Consider the following 13,328-nt stretch of genomic DNA (forward strand, 5'->3'; position numbering starts at 1 on the left):
AACTAGTCCCACTCCAGACCGCCGCGACGCCACACATAGGCGTACGCGACGAAGACGGTGCCGAGGAAGATCGCCATTTCGACGAGGCCGAACAGGCCGAGCTGGTCGAAGGCGACCGCCCACGGGATGAGGAAGATCATCTCGATGTCGAAAACGATGAAGAGCATCGCGGTCAGATAGAACTTGACCGGGAAGCGACCGCCGCCCATGGGCTGCGGCGTCGGCTCGATGCCGCACTCGTAGGCGTCCAGCTTGGCCCGGTTGTAGCGCTTCGGGCCGAGCACTGCTGCGGCGCCGACCGAGCCGGCCGCGAAGGCCGTGGCGAGGACGAACAGCACCAGGATCGGCACGTAGTTGTCGAGCACGCGCGCTGTCCTCCTCCTCGTGTCGTACGCCGGGACGTGGAGCCGCCGGTCAGCCTAGGGGCTCTCCAGGGATGCTCAGGCCGCGGGGGCCACCCGGGACAGGCCGTTGACGACGCGGTCCAGGGCGTCGCCTCCGCGCGGGTCGGTGAGGTTCGCGAGCAGCTTCAGGGTGAACTTCATCAGCAGCGGCCGCGGCAGCCCGTGCCGGGTCGCCAGCGCCATGACCTGCGGGTGACCGATGAGGTGCACGAAGATCCGCCCGAGCGTGAAGTAGCCGCCGTAGACCGCCTTGAGCTGGTCCGGGTAGGCCTGCAGCGCGCGCTCCCGGCCGGCGCCCTCGGGCCGGGCGAGGGCCTGGACCGCCACCTCGGCGGCGAGCAGCCCGGACTCCATGGCGTAGGCGATGCCCTCGCCGTTGAAGGGGTTGACCGCGCCGCCGGCGTCGCCCACGAGCAGGACGCCGCGGCTGTAGTGGGGGGTGCGGTTGAAGCCCATGGGGAGCGCTCCGCCGCGGACCGGGCCGACCGCGTGCTCCTCGTCGAACTGCCACGTCCCGGGCATGCCGCCGGTCCAGCGGGCCAGCAGCTCCTTGTAGTCGGTCTTCTGCCAGGCGTTGGTGGTGTTGAGAATGCCGAGCCCGACGTTGCTCGTGCCGTCGCCGACGCCGAAGACCCAGCCGTAGCCGGGCAGCAGGCTGCCGTCCTCGCCGCGCAGCTCGAGCCAGGACTCGAGCATGTCGTCGTCGTGCCGCGGGCTGGAGAAGTAGCGGCGCACCGCCACCCCCATCGGCCGGTCGTCACGCTTGGCGATGCCGAGGGAGAGCGCGAGCCGCGCGCTGCTGCCGTCTGCGGCGATCACCAGGGGTGCCCGGACCTCCTGCTCCAGCTTCTCGGGACCGACCTTTGCCCGCACACCCACCACCCGGTCGGCGGCGTCCAGCACGGGGCCGGTGACGGTGGTCTGCTCCTGCAGTCGCGCGCCGACCTTCTGTGCCGTGCGGGCGAGCAGCTCGTCGAAGTCCAGCCGCGGACGCACCAGGCCGTAGTCGGGGAAGCTGGCCAGCTCCGGCCACGGCAGCTCGAGGCGCATGCCGCCACCGATGATGCGCAGGCCGCGGTTGCGCAGGAAGCCGTTGCTCTCCCCGGTGTCGATGCCCAGCTGCACCAGGCTCTTGACGGCACGCGGGGTGAGGCCGTCGCCGCAGACCTTCTCCCGCGGGAAGCTGGTCTTCTCGAGCAGCAGCACGTCCAGCCCGGCCTGCGCGAGCGCGTGAGCGGCGGCGCTGCCACCGGGACCGGCCCCGACGACGATGACGTCGGCGTCCTGCCGGACTCCCGTCTGCGTGCCCACCGCAGCCCCTCCCGGACTCGTGAAAACTTTCACATGAAGTGCGGAGTCTACGGCGTCCGGCACCTCTGCCGCCTGCCAGCGGTTTCAGGCGGGCCGACTGGCCCGGTGCAGCGCGACGATGCCGCCGGTGAGGTCGCGCCAGGCGACACTCGCCCAGCCGGCCCCCTGCAGCCGCCTGGCCAGCGCAGCCTGCGCAGGCCAGGCGCGGATGGATTCGGCGAGGTAGACGTAGGCCTCGGGATCGCTGCTCACCCGGCGCGCCACGGCCGGGAGCGCCCTCATGAGGTACTCGACGTAGACGGTGCGCAGCGGTGGCCACGTCGGGTGGCTGAACTCACAGACCACCAGCCGGCCCCCGGGCCGCGTGACCCGCCGCAGCTCGGCGAGAGCGAGGTCGATGTCACGGGTGTTGCGCAGCCCGAAGGCGATCGTCACGGCGTCGAAGGACGCGTCCGCGAACGGCAGTGCGAGCGCGTCACCGGCCACCAGCTCGACGCCGTCGTGCGCGGCCCGCTTGCCGACCCGGAGCATGCCGAGTGAGAAGTCGCAGCCCACCACGCGAGCGCCGCTCCGGGCCAGCGCCGCGCTGCTGGTGGCCGTCCCGGCGGCCAGGTCGAGCACCCGCTGACCCGGGGTCAGGTCGAGTGCCTGCGCAACCGCCCGGCGCCAACCGCGGTCCTGCCCGAGCGAGAGCACCGAGTTGGTGAGGTCGTAGCGGGCCGCCACCTGGTCGAACATGGCGGCCACCTCGGCCGGGTCCTTCTCGAGCGTCGCACGGGTCACGCCGACCATTCTCGCAGGCGCGGCCGGGGCATGATCCGGCCTTCGCCGGGGAGGGGAGCCGCAGAGGGCGCGGGACCCCGCGTCGAACCCCCGTACTCCTGGAGGTCCGTCTTGACCACGCTTCGTGATGAGGACATCACCACCACCGTCACCAACGCCCTCCCCGGCGGCGACGCCGACCAGAGCGACAGTCCGGGAGCCGACCCGGCGGGTGTCGACCCGGCCGGCACCGACTCGGCCGGTGGGGACGCCGACCAGAGCGACAGGGGCGACGCCGACCAGAGCGACAAGGGCGACGCGGACTCCTCCGACAGCTGAGGTCGGTGTCCGCGCCGGGGTCGGCTCTGGCCCGCTGCACCTGCGTCGGGGCCGACGTCTTCGCGACCGAGCACTGGTCGCGTGCGCCGCTGTTGACGCGCGCGAAGCAGCTACCACGGAACTTCGACGACCTGCTCTCGGCTGACGACGTCGACGAACTGGTCGCGGAGCGCGCGCTGCGCTCGCCGTTCTTCCGTACCGTGCGCGAGGGTGCCGGCCTGCCGGCACCCACCCGCACGGTGACCGCCGGGGCCCGACGCCTCGGCGACCTGGTCGATCCCGAGGCGCTGGCCGCGCAGTACGCCGACGGCGCGACCCTGGTGCTCCAGGCGGTACATCGCCTGCACCCGCCGGTCGCGCGGTTCTGCCGTGACCTGGCCGGCGAGCTCGGCCATCCGACGCAGTGCAACGCCTACCTCACGCCCGGGGGGCAGCACCAGGGCTTCGACTTCCACCACGACACCCACGACGTGTTCGTCCTGCAGGTCAGCGGTCGCAAGCGCTGGGTGGTGCACGAACCGGTCGTCCGGCTGCCGCTGTCCTCACAACCGCAGGCGGGCGCGCACCTCGTCCCCGAGGGCGCCGAGCCGCTGCTGGACGTCGAGCTGGAGGCCGGCGACGCCCTGTACCTGCCCCGCGGCTACGTCCATGCGGCGCTGACGACCGACGTCGACTCGGTGCACCTGACCGTCGGCGTGCTGTCCACGACCTGGTACGACGTCCTGACCGACGCCGTCGCGCTCGCCGGCCGTGAGCAGACCTTCCGCGAGGCGCTGCCGGTGCAGCCGGCCGCGCAGGTCGGCGAGCTGCTGCCGGCCTTCCTGCGCCGGGCCGCGCAGTGGCTGGAGCAGCTGCCGGTCGAGGAGGTCGGGCAGGCGGTCGCCGACCGGCTGGCCCGCTCGGTGCCGGTGGAGCCGGTCAGCCTGCTGGCGACCGCCGCGGCCGAGCGCGCCCTGGAGCCGCCCACCCCGCAGCGGCCCCCGGCGGGGCACGCGCCGGCGCTGCGCGTCGCGGACGGGTCGGCGGTGCTGACGGCGCCCGGGCGGACGCTGACGCTGCCCGCCTTCACCCTGCCGGCGCTGCGCCGGCTGTTGGCGCGGCCGTCGACGCCGGCGGAGCTGCCGGGGCTCGATGCGGACAGCGCGCTGGTCCTCTGTCGCCGGATGCTGCGCGAGGGGATCGTCCGGCCGGGCTGAGTGGGTGGCGGGGGCGCGGAGCCGGAGCTGGCCTCGGAGCCGGAGCTGGCGACCGGTCCGGGCGGCCATAGTCGTTGGGCCCGCCGCGGTGACTGTCCGGCCGTGCCGGCCGTGCCGGCCACCGGGGGCTCCGGGGGCTCCGGGGGCTCCGGGGGCTCCGGGGAAAGTCGTTGGGCCCGCCGCGGTGACTGTCCGGCCGTGCCGGCCACCCGGCGCGTACCGACACGCGGGTGTCTGGCGGCGTGCCTACCCTTGTCCACAGCAGCATCGCAAGCACGGACGGACCAGCCCGATCCGCGGCAGGCTCATGGCCATGCGCATTCCCGACCTTCTCCGCGATGCTCGACGACGTCACGGATTGTCCATCCGGGCGGCGGCTCTGCGGTGCCAGGTGCCGCGCAGTACGTGGGCCGGCTGGGAGAGCGGCCGTTCCGCCCTGGGCGCCGACCGTCTGGACGAGGTGCTGTCCGAGCTGGCGTTCGACCTACGCCTGATCGACCGCGTACCGGAGCCACCGGGAGAGCAAGCAGTGCGTCGTCATCTGCATCAGAGCCTGACGCAACGGGCATGTGCCGCGCTCGGGGAGCAGGTGCCGGTCACGCTCGCGGCGTGCCGAGAGGCACCTCGTCTCCTGACGGGCGCGGCGGCCGTGGGCGTTTGGGTGCCGTACGCCGTGACGCGGGGTCCCCTCCCCCTGCCGCGGGTGCCCGTGGCGCCCGACGTCCGTGGCCAGGTGAAAGCCTCCGGGCTGGTCGCAGTGTGCCTGGCGCTTGCGACGATCCGGTCGCGGGCGGCACAAGCCTTCGTGCCCACGCCGGCCGCCCTCGTGTCCGACGGTCACGCCGAGCGCTGGCCGCAGTTGCTGACCAGCGTCCGGCTGCTGGCCCACGAGGGGCCGCGCGACGCGGGCGGACGCCGGCTGCCTGCACACCGCGACCCGGACGAGGACCGGGAGGTGCGAGATCTGGCGATGACCCTGACCTGGGGCGGTCGTGGTGCGGCACTGGTCGCGTCGGAGGACAGTCGAGGCTGGCGTCTGGGAGCCCCCGCCACCCTGGACGAGGCGCTGCTCCGGCAGGGTCTTCCCGCGCGCAATGCCTCCCGACGCCCCGGGCGGCCGCGCTACTGAGCCGCCCGGCCGGACGCTCGGGCCCAGCCGTTCGGCTCGGCCCCTACGGCCGGCCGCGTCCGACTCGCGGGCAGGCACAGGTCCAAGCAGGCGATGCCAGACCAGGTTGTCGACCAGGCCGGACAGTCACCGCGACGCGCACATCGAATATGTGCCGCCCGCGCCGGGACATCCCATGCTGCCGCACATTCCCCCTCAGTGCCTCAGTGCCTCAGTGCCTCAGTGCCTCAGCGTCCGACGGTGGGCGCGAGGGCAAGTCCGATCGCCAGGAGCGCGGCGTAGGCCAGTTGGAGCCGCCCCGTGCCGGCGAGGACCGGGACGAGGTCGCGGCCGGTGACGCCGTCGCGTACCCGCCGGACTGGGCTGACCGCCAGCGGCAGCGCCAGCAACGCGAGCAGCGCCCAGGGCGTCACCAGCGCCAGTGCCGGCAGTACGGCGAAGGCGAGGACCACCAGCGCGAGGTAGAGCAGGCGGGTCCGGCGGTCGCCGAGCCGTACCGCGAGGGTGCGCTTGCCGGCGGCCGCGTCGGTCGGGATGTCACGCAGGTTGTTGGTCACGAGGATCGCGCAGGCCAGCGCCCCACAGGCGACGCCACCCAGCAGCGACGCGAGGATGAACCGTTCCGCCTGCACGAAGGTCGTGCCGAGCACGGCCACCAGCCCGAAGAAGACAAAGACCGACACCTCGCCGAAGCCGTGGTAGCCGTACGGCGAGGCCGTGCCGGTGTAGCCCCAGGCCGCGGCGATCATCAACAGGCCGAGCGGCAACAGCCACAGCGTCGTGAGGAACGCCAAGACCAGCCCGGCGGTGGCCGCGACCGCGAAGCAGGCGACCGCCACTGCCTTGACCGCCTGCGGTGGCGCGACGCCGGAGCCCACCAGCCGGAGCGGCCCCACCCGGTCGTCGTCGGTGCCGCGGACCCCGTCGCTGTAGTCGTTCGCGTAGTTCACCGCCACCTGCAACGCGAGCGCGACGACGAGAGCGAGTAGCGCCCGCACCGGACGGAAGGACCCGGCCAGATCGGCGGCCCCGGAGCCGACGAGCACCGGCGCGAGGGCGGCCGGGAGAGTACGGGGCCGCGCGCCCTGCAGCCAGTGCGCAGCGGATGTCACCGAGCCAGCCTCCCCGCCACCAGCACGGGCGACGTCACCGGGCCAACCTGCTCCGGTCGATCTTGCCGGAGGGCAGCAGCGGCAGCACGTCCACCACCCGCAACCGGCGCGGAGCGGCCACCCGCGACAGTCGCGTCGCGACGTGATCGCGGGCCTGCTCGAGCGTCAGCGAGGCCCCCGGACGAAGCACGACGGCCGCGAGTATGTGCGCGCCCCACTCGGGGTCCGGACAGCCGATCACAGCAACCTCGGCCACCGCCGGGTGCTCGGCCAGCGCCGCCTCGACAGTGGCCGGGGCCACCTTCTCCCCGCCGGTGACGATGACGTCGTCGGCCCGGCCGAGCACGAACAGCCGCCCGTCGGAGGCCAGCTCGCCGACGTCGGCCGTCGTGAACGTGTCGCCGGTGAAGGCCGCTGCCGTCAGGTCGGGACGCAGCCGGTAGCCGCGGGCGACGACCGGTCCGGACAGTCGGATCCGGTCGGCGACCGGTCCGGACGGTCGGATCCCGCCGATCTCGACCGTCACCCCCGGCAGCGGCACTCCGTCGTAGACACAGCCGCCGCTGGTCTCGGACATGCCGTACGTCGTCACGACCCGCACGCCGGCCGCCCTCGCCCGGTCCAGCAGTGCGGGCGGGACCGCGGCACCGCCGAGCAGCACCGCGTCGTAGTCCCGCAGTGCCGGGCTGTCGACGAGCCGGGACAGCTGGGTCGGGACCAGGGAGACGTAACGCCGGTGACCGGTCAGGCGGGCGGTCGCTGTCTCGAACGACGGGACCGTGGTCGGTCCGTCCAGGATCACGGGCGTGGTGCCGGCGAGCAGCGAGCGGACCAGTACCTGCAGTCCGCCGACATGCGTCGTCGGGAGGGCGAGCAGCCAGCAGCCAGGTCCGCCGAGGTGCTCGGCCGTCGCCGCGGCCGAGGCGGCCAGGTTGTCCGTGGTGAGCAGGACGCCCTTCGGCTCGCCCGTCGAGCCCGAGGTCGGCACCACCAGCGCGACGTCGTCGTGCTCGAGCGGCTCGTCCGGCCGGAGCGTGGCGAGCACCCGCGGGTCGGTCGACGGCAGCAGCGCGGGGCCGGTGCCGTCGAGGGCGGCCGCCAGCCGCTGGAGGGTGGCCGGCGCAGCAAGCAGCCGGCGCACTAGGCGCCCTCCGCCAGGAGCATCCGCGGGAGGCCCCGCAGGAGGACCCACGGGAGCAACCACGGGAGCAACCACGGGAGCAGCCGCATCAGAAGTAGTACGGGTAGGGGGCCCAGTCGGGGTCGCGCTTGTCGAGGAAGGCGTCGCGCCCCTCCACGGCCTCGTCGGTCATGTAGGCCAGTCGGGTGGCTTCGCCGGCGAAGACCTGCTGGCCGGCCATGCCGTCGTCCACCGCGTTGAAGGCGAACTTCAACATCCGCTGCGACGTCGGGCTCTTGCGGCAGATCTGCTGGGCCCACTCGACCGCCGTGCGCTCGAGCTCGGCGTGCGGCACGACCTGGTTGACCATGCCCATCCGGTGGGCGTCCTGCGCGCTGTGCTCTCCACCGAGGAAGAAGATCTCCCGGGCGAACTTCTGGCCGACCTGCCGGGCGAGGTAGGCCGAGCCGTAGCCGGCGTCGAAGCTGCCCACGTCGGCATCCGTCTGCTTGAAGCAGGCGTGCTCGGCGCTGGCCAGAGTCAGGTCGCAGACGACGTGCAGGCTGTGCCCGCCACCGGCCGCCCAACCGGGGACGACGCAGAGAACGACCTTCGGCATGGTGCGGATCAGCCGCTGCACTTCGAGGATGTGCAACCGCCCGGCCCGGGCCGCGTCCACGGTGTCGGCCGTGTCGCCGCTGGCGTACTGGTAGCCCGAGCGCCCACGGATCCGCTGGTCCCCGCCGGAGCAGAACGACCAGACGCCGTCCTTCGGTGACGGCCCGTTCCCCGTCAGCAGGATGCAGCCGACGTCGGCCGACATCCGGGCGTGGTCGAGAGTGCGGTAGAGCTCGTCGACGGTGCGGGGCCGGAACGCGTTGCGCACCTCGGGCCGGTCGAAGGCGATCCGGACGATCATGCCGTCGCGGCCGGGCGCGGTGTGCCGGTGGTAGGTGACGTCCTCCAGGTCGAACCCGGGCACCTCCCGCCATGCACCGGGATCGAACAGCTCTGAAACAGTGGCGGTCACGCGCCGAGACTAGGACGTCGACGAGGGGAGGCCGGTTGCTCGCCCCGACGGAGGTCCACGTCGTCTCGATCCCCCTGCGCGTCCCCTTCCGCGGCGTCCTGCACCGCGAGGCGCTGCTGCTGCGCGGCGCGGCCGGGTGGGGCGAGTTCTCGCCCTTCCTCGAGTACGACGACGCGGAGGCGGCCCGGTGGCTGGCCGCGGCCGTGGAGGCGGCGGAGCGGGGCTGGCCTGCGCCCCTGCGGTCGGCCGTGGCGGTCAATGCGACGGTGCCGGCCGTCCCGGCCGCCGAGGTGGGCGCGGTGCTGGCCCGCTTCCCCGGCTGCACGACCGCCAAGGTGAAGGTTGCGCAGCCGGGTCAGTCGCTGCGCGACGACGTCGACCGGGTGGCTGCGGTGCGGGAGGCCCTGGGGCCTGCGGGCCGGCTCCGCGTCGATGCCAACGGCGCCTGGTCGCTGACGGACGCACGCTGGGCCGTGGCCGCGCTCGCACCGTACGACCTCGAGTACGTCGAGCAGCCCTGCGCAACGGTCGAGGACCTCGCCCTGCTGCGGGTCGCCCTCGCCCGGGCGGGCGTCGACGTGCTGGTCGCCGCCGACGAGAGCGTGCGCAAGGCGCAGGACCCCCTCCGCGTCGCCCGCCTCGAAGCCGCCGACGTGATCGTCCTGAAGGTCGCCCCGCTCGGGGGCGTGCGGCCCGCGCTGCGTATCGCCCAGGAGTGCGGCCTGCCGGTGGTGGTCTCCAGCGCCCTCGACACCTCGATCGGCATCGCCGCCGGCGTGGCGCTGGCCGCCGCGCTGCCGGACCTGCCGTACGCCTGCGGCCTCGCCACGACCAGCCTGCTGGCCGGCGACGTCGTCCGCGACTCCCTCGACGGGCGCGCCGGCGCGATCACCGTCGGGACCGTGGCGCCGGATCCCGCGCTGCTGCAGCGGCACGCCGCGCCTCCCGAGCGGCAGCAGCTGTGGCAGGGCCGGCTCACGCGCTGCGCGCGACTGCTGGCGACGGGCACCGCGCGGGGAGCAGCGGACGAGGCTCGGGGACAGTGGGCGGGATGAATCCCTCGACCGCCCTCGCGAGGGTGCTCGTCGACGAGCTGGTGCGGGGCGGAGTGCGGGAGGCGGTGCTGTCGCCCGGCTCGCGCAGCGCCCCGCTGGCCTTCGCCCTGCACGACGCCGACCGCGCCGGCCGGCTGCGGCTGCACGTACGGATCGACGAACGCTCCGCGGGCTTCCTCGCGCTGGGGCTGGCCAAGGCCTCGGGGCGCCCGGTGCCGGTGGCGACCACCAGCGGAACGGCCACGGCGAACCTGCACCCGGCCGTGCTGGAGGCCGCGCACGCCGAGGTGCCGCTGCTGGTGCTGACCGCCGATCGACCGCCGGAGCTGCGCGGGACCGGAGCGAACCAGACGGTCGACCAGATCGGGCTGTACGGCGGGGCGGTGCGGCTGTTCGCGGACGTCGGCACGCCGGAGTCGCGCGCCGGTCAGAACGCCTACTGGCGGGCGCTGGCCTGCCGTGCGCTGGCCGCCGCGTGCGGCGACCTGGGCACCGCAGCCGGCCCGGTGCACCTGAACCTCGGGCTGCGCGAGCCGCTCGTCCCCGAGAACGGTGACTGGGTGGAGCCGCTGGACGGCCGGCCGGACGGCGCCGCGTGGACCGCGCGGGTGCCGGCGCAGGTGCTCCCACCCGCCGACGACCTCCCGCCCCGGACCGTCGTGGTGCTCGGCGACTGCAGCCGCGAACTCACGGCGGCGGCCCTGCGGCTGGCCGCCGCCCGCGGCTTCCCGGTCGTGGCCGAGCCGTCCAGCGGTGCCGTGTCCGACGAGGTGGTGCCGGCCGCCGAGCTGGTGCTGGCCGCCGACGGGTGGCTGGCCGCGCACCCGCCCGACCGGGTGCTCGTCGTCGGCCGGCCGACGCTGAGCCGGGTGGTCGCCCGGCTGACCGGCGCCGCACCGGCCGACGTCGTCGGCGCGCACGGCCAGTGGTCCGACCCGGCCCGTCGCGCCGCTCGCGTGTTGCCTGCGGTCCCGGCGCCGGACGGGGCCGTCGAGGACGGCTGGCTGCAGCAGTGGCGGGCGGCGGGGCGGGCGGCCCGCCGAGCCGTCGATGAGGTCCTCGCGGGCCTGGAGCTCTCGGAGCCGGGCGTGGCGGCCGAGGTCGTCGCCGCAGCGGGCGGGCTCCTGGTCGTCGGGTCCTCCAAGCCGGTGCGCGACCTGTTCCTGGCCGGCGGGCGCGAGGGGCTGCGGGTGCTGGCCAACCGCGGCGCCGCGGGAATCGACGGCACCGTCTCGACCGCCGTCGGCGCAGCACTCGCACACGGCGGCCGGACGCTGGCACTGTTCGGCGACCTGACCTTCCTGCACGACGCGAACGGCCTGGTGCTCGGGCCGGCCGAGCCGCGGCCGGACCTGACGATCGTGGTGGTGAACAACGACGGCGGCGCCATCTTCGGCCTGCTCGAGCAGGGCACCCCCGAGCACGCGGCCGCGTTCGAACGCGTCTTCGGCACCCCGCACGGGGTCGACCTGCAGGCGCTGTGTGCCGCGACCCGTACGCCGTACTCCCTCGCCTCGACCCGGACGCAGCTGCGCGCGGCGCTGACCGCCGGTGGGCTCAGGGTCGTCGAGGTACGGACCGACCGCACCGCAGCCGTCGCGCTGGACCGGGCCCTGCGGGCCGCGGTGGCGGCCGCCCTCTAATCCTGCAGCGCGTCGCGCATGGGGACCAGCTTGGCGTTGCTCTCGGCCAGCTCGTGCAGCGGCTGCGACCCGGCGACGATCCCGCAGCCGGCGAACAGCCGCAGCCGTCGCGGGTCCTGCCGGTCGACCTCGGCGCAGCGCAGGGCCAGGCCCCACTCCCCGTCGCCGCCGGCGTCCAGCCAGCCCACCGGCCCGGCGTAACGGCCGCGATCCAGCTCCTCGGCGGCACGGATGAGCTCGAGCGCGACCTCCGTGGGGCTGCCGCAGACGGCCGCACTGGGGTGCAGCGACGCGACCAGTTGGAGCGCGGTGGCGCCGTCGGACACCACCCCCCGCACGTCGGTGGCCAGGTGCATGACATTGCGCAGCTCGAGCACGAACGGTGCCGGCGGCACCTGCACGCTCGCGCAGTGCAGCGCGAGCGCGTCGACCACCGAGCGCACGCCGTAGCCGTGCTCCTCGACGTCCTTGATCGAGCGGCCCAGCGCGGCGCCGCGCCGGCTGTCCTCGTTGGCGTCGCCGGTGCGGCGCAGCGTCCCGGCCAGGACCCGCGAGGTCGCGACGCCGTCGCGGAGCCGGACCAGCATCTCCGGGGTGGCCCCGAGCAGCCCGTCGACGGCGAACGCCCAGCAGCTGGGGTAGTCCCGGGCGAGCTGCCGCAGCGGCCAGCGCAGGTCCACCGGCTCGTCCGCGCGAGCCTCGAGGTCGCGGGCCAGCACCACCTTGTCCAGCTCGCCGGCCACGATCCGGCCGACGGCCTGCTCGACCGTCGCCATCCACTGAGTCCCGGTGACCGTGCCGTCGGCAAAGACCACCGACGACGGCGGGCGGGCGGCGCTGCGGGCCGGCAGCTCGGGTCGGGCGCCGCCGATCGTGGTGAGCCACCAGGTGCCGTCCCGGTGGCCGACCACGACCTCCGGCACCACGAGGACGGAGGAGCCCGCAGCAGGGTCGAAGGCGAACGATCCGAAGGCGACCAGGCCGGTGCCGGGCAGGCCCACCTCATCGGTGACCGCCGTTCGCGCGACCAGGGCGTCCCACCAGGCCTGCGCCCGGCCGAACCGGTCGGCGCCGGCCAGCTCGTGACGCGCGGTCTCGCCCCAGCCCACCAGCCCCTCGCCCTCCTGGACCCAGGCCAGCGCGCCGTGTTCGGGCAGCAGGTCGAGCAGCCCGCCGTCACCCTCCGACGGCGCGTCGATGCGCACGGTGCAGACCGTGAGCAGGGACAGCGTCGACGCGGTGAGCACACTCCAGGGTAGGCACCCCCCGTACCGCTCGCATCTGCACCGGACAGGTGGGATCCCGGCAGCGGTCGCGGAAGCCGTACGGTGCAGCGGATGACGCAGTGGTGCTCGGCCGACTCGCGGGCGCGCGAGGAGCCACTGACGGCGACCGCCAGCCGGGTCGAGCGCTGGCTGCTCGTGGAGCACCGCGGGGCGTGGGGGCCGCAGCCGGTTCCGAGCAGCCGGCTGCCCGCCGCCGTGGCCCGCTCCCTGGCACGAGCCGCCGCGGCTGCCGACGCCCGGCTGCTGATGCTCCGCCGGCCGTCCGGGATCGCCGCCGGTCCCGGCCGCCGGGCCTTCGCCGTCGACAGCCGGCCCGGCCACGAGCAGGTGCTCGCGCGCACCGTCCACGATGACGACGAGCTGCTGCGCCTGGGGTGGGACGGGGACCCGCAGTGGCGTCCGTACGACGGGCCGCTCTACCTGGTGTGCACGCACGGGCGGCATGACCGCTGCTGCGCCCTGCGCGGCCGGCCGGTCGCGCAGGCGCTCTCGCGGCGGCACCCCGACCGCACCTGGGAGTGCTCCCACGTCGGCGGTGACCGCTTCGCGGCCAACCTCCTGGTGCTGCCCGAAGGGCTCTACCTCGGCCGGCTGGCCGCAGCCGACGTCGTACGCGTGGTCGAGGACCTGGCGGCCGGCCTGCTGCCCCCGGGACAGGTGCGGGGACGCGCCAGCCTGCCGCTGCCGGTGCAGGCGGCGCAGGCCTTTGCCCGGGAGGCGCTGGGACGGTGGGGAACCGCAGACCTGAGGCCGGTCGAGCAGGTCGCGGTGGGCGCGGAGGTGTGGCGGGTGCGACTGGCCCCGCCCGGCGTCGAGGTGCCCGGCGTCGAGGTGGTGGTCCGCTATGACCGACGCGGCGACGGGGCGCGGCACCTGCTCACCTGCGACGCGGAGCAGGCCAAGATCGTGCCGCTGTTCCGCCTGGTGTCGCTGTCATAGTG

General features: G+C 74.6%; 13 protein-coding genes. 6 read left to right on the forward strand and 7 right to left on the reverse strand.

The annotated features are described in order from the left end of the window. Window positions 1–2 precede the first annotated feature (2 nt). The 3 genes from WD794_10525 to WD794_10535 form a co-directional block, all read right to left on the reverse strand. Window positions 3–365 (reverse strand): NADH-quinone oxidoreductase subunit A, encoded by a 363-nt coding sequence (locus WD794_10525; GenBank protein ID MEX2290745.1) that lies wholly within the window; start codon window positions 363–365, stop codon window positions 3–5. A gap of 75 nt (window positions 366–440) precedes the next feature. Continuing rightward, a complete protein-coding gene (locus tag WD794_10530) occupies window positions 441–1,715 on the reverse strand; it encodes a geranylgeranyl reductase family protein (protein MEX2290746.1) in 1,275 nt (424 codons plus the stop codon). A gap of 84 nt (window positions 1,716–1,799) precedes the next feature. Beyond that, window positions 1,800–2,507, reverse strand: coding sequence for a demethylmenaquinone methyltransferase (locus WD794_10535; protein ID MEX2290747.1), 708 nt, complete (start codon window positions 2,505–2,507; stop codon window positions 1,800–1,802). Between the two features lie 102 nt (window positions 2,508–2,609). Between WD794_10535 and WD794_10540 the strand changes: the two genes are divergently transcribed. The 3 genes from WD794_10540 (at window position 2,610) to WD794_10550 (ending at window position 5,141) form a co-directional block, all read left to right on the forward strand. Continuing rightward, entirely contained in the window at window positions 2,610–2,816 is a 207-nt protein-coding gene (locus tag WD794_10540; protein MEX2290748.1) for a hypothetical protein, read from the forward strand. Window positions 2,817–2,821: 5 nt separating this feature from the next. Next, on the forward strand, window positions 2,822–4,012 hold the full coding sequence (locus WD794_10545) for a cupin domain-containing protein (GenBank protein MEX2290749.1): 1,191 nt from the start codon (window positions 2,822–2,824) through the stop codon (window positions 4,010–4,012). Between the two features lie 709 nt (window positions 4,013–4,721). Continuing rightward, complete coding sequence (locus WD794_10550; protein MEX2290750.1) at window positions 4,722–5,141, forward strand: hypothetical protein; 420 nt, start codon at window positions 4,722–4,724, stop codon at window positions 5,139–5,141. 227 nt (window positions 5,142–5,368) lie between these two features. On the opposite strand, the gene WD794_10555 is transcribed toward WD794_10550, so the two are convergent. From WD794_10555 to WD794_10565, 3 genes are all read right to left on the reverse strand, one after another. Further along, the gene (locus WD794_10555) at window positions 5,369–6,253 is read right to left on the reverse strand and encodes a 1,4-dihydroxy-2-naphthoate polyprenyltransferase (protein MEX2290751.1); all 885 of its coding nucleotides are present in this window, start codon (window positions 6,251–6,253) and stop codon (window positions 5,369–5,371) included. 34 nt (window positions 6,254–6,287) lie between these two features. Then, window positions 6,288–7,394: an o-succinylbenzoate--CoA ligase gene (gene menE, locus WD794_10560; protein MEX2290752.1), complete on the reverse strand. Its 1,107-nt coding sequence runs from the start codon at window positions 7,392–7,394 to the stop codon at window positions 6,288–6,290. An 88-nt stretch (window positions 7,395–7,482) separates the two neighbouring features. Continuing rightward, the gene (locus WD794_10565) at window positions 7,483–8,403 is read right to left on the reverse strand and encodes a 1,4-dihydroxy-2-naphthoyl-CoA synthase (protein ID MEX2290753.1); all 921 of its coding nucleotides are present in this window, start codon (window positions 8,401–8,403) and stop codon (window positions 7,483–7,485) included. Window positions 8,404–8,438: 35 nt separating this feature from the next. On the opposite strand from WD794_10565, the gene WD794_10570 reads away from it, so the two are divergent. Beyond that, complete coding sequence (locus WD794_10570; protein MEX2290754.1) at window positions 8,439–9,458, forward strand: o-succinylbenzoate synthase; 1,020 nt, start codon at window positions 8,439–8,441, stop codon at window positions 9,456–9,458. Further along, entirely contained in the window at window positions 9,455–11,101 is a 1,647-nt protein-coding gene (gene menD / locus WD794_10575; protein ID MEX2290755.1) for a 2-succinyl-5-enolpyruvyl-6-hydroxy-3-cyclohexene-1-carboxylic-acid synthase, read from the forward strand. Before WD794_10570 ends, menD begins: the two co-directional genes overlap by 4 nt. Here the strand turns inward: menD and WD794_10580 are convergent. Continuing rightward, window positions 11,098–12,348: an isochorismate synthase gene (locus tag WD794_10580; GenBank protein ID MEX2290756.1), complete on the reverse strand. Its 1,251-nt coding sequence runs from the start codon at window positions 12,346–12,348 to the stop codon at window positions 11,098–11,100. The two genes, menD and WD794_10580, sit on opposite strands and share 4 nt — an antisense overlap. Before the next feature lie 90 nt (window positions 12,349–12,438). Between WD794_10580 and WD794_10585 the strand changes: the two genes are divergently transcribed. After that, on the forward strand, window positions 12,439–13,326 hold the full coding sequence (locus WD794_10585) for a sucrase ferredoxin (protein MEX2290757.1): 888 nt from the start codon (window positions 12,439–12,441) through the stop codon (window positions 13,324–13,326). The last annotated feature ends 2 nt before the right edge of the window (window positions 13,327–13,328 follow it).

This window comes from Mycobacteriales bacterium, from assembly GCA_040902655.1.
Taxonomy (GTDB): domain Bacteria; phylum Actinomycetota; class Actinomycetes; order Mycobacteriales; family SCTD01; genus SCTD01.

Excerpts from the sequence above, each read along its gene's own strand:
- WD794_10535 (MEX2290747.1), bottom strand. The coding sequence starts at position 2,507 with ATGGTCGGCGTGACCCGTGCGACGCTCGAGAAGGACCCGGCCGAGGTG.
- menD (MEX2290755.1), top strand. The coding sequence starts at position 9,455 with ATGAATCCCTCGACCGCCCTCGCGAGGGTGCTCGTCGACGAGCTGGTG.
- WD794_10585 (MEX2290757.1), top strand. The coding sequence starts at position 12,439 with ATGACGCAGTGGTGCTCGGCCGACTCGCGGGCGCGCGAGGAGCCACTG.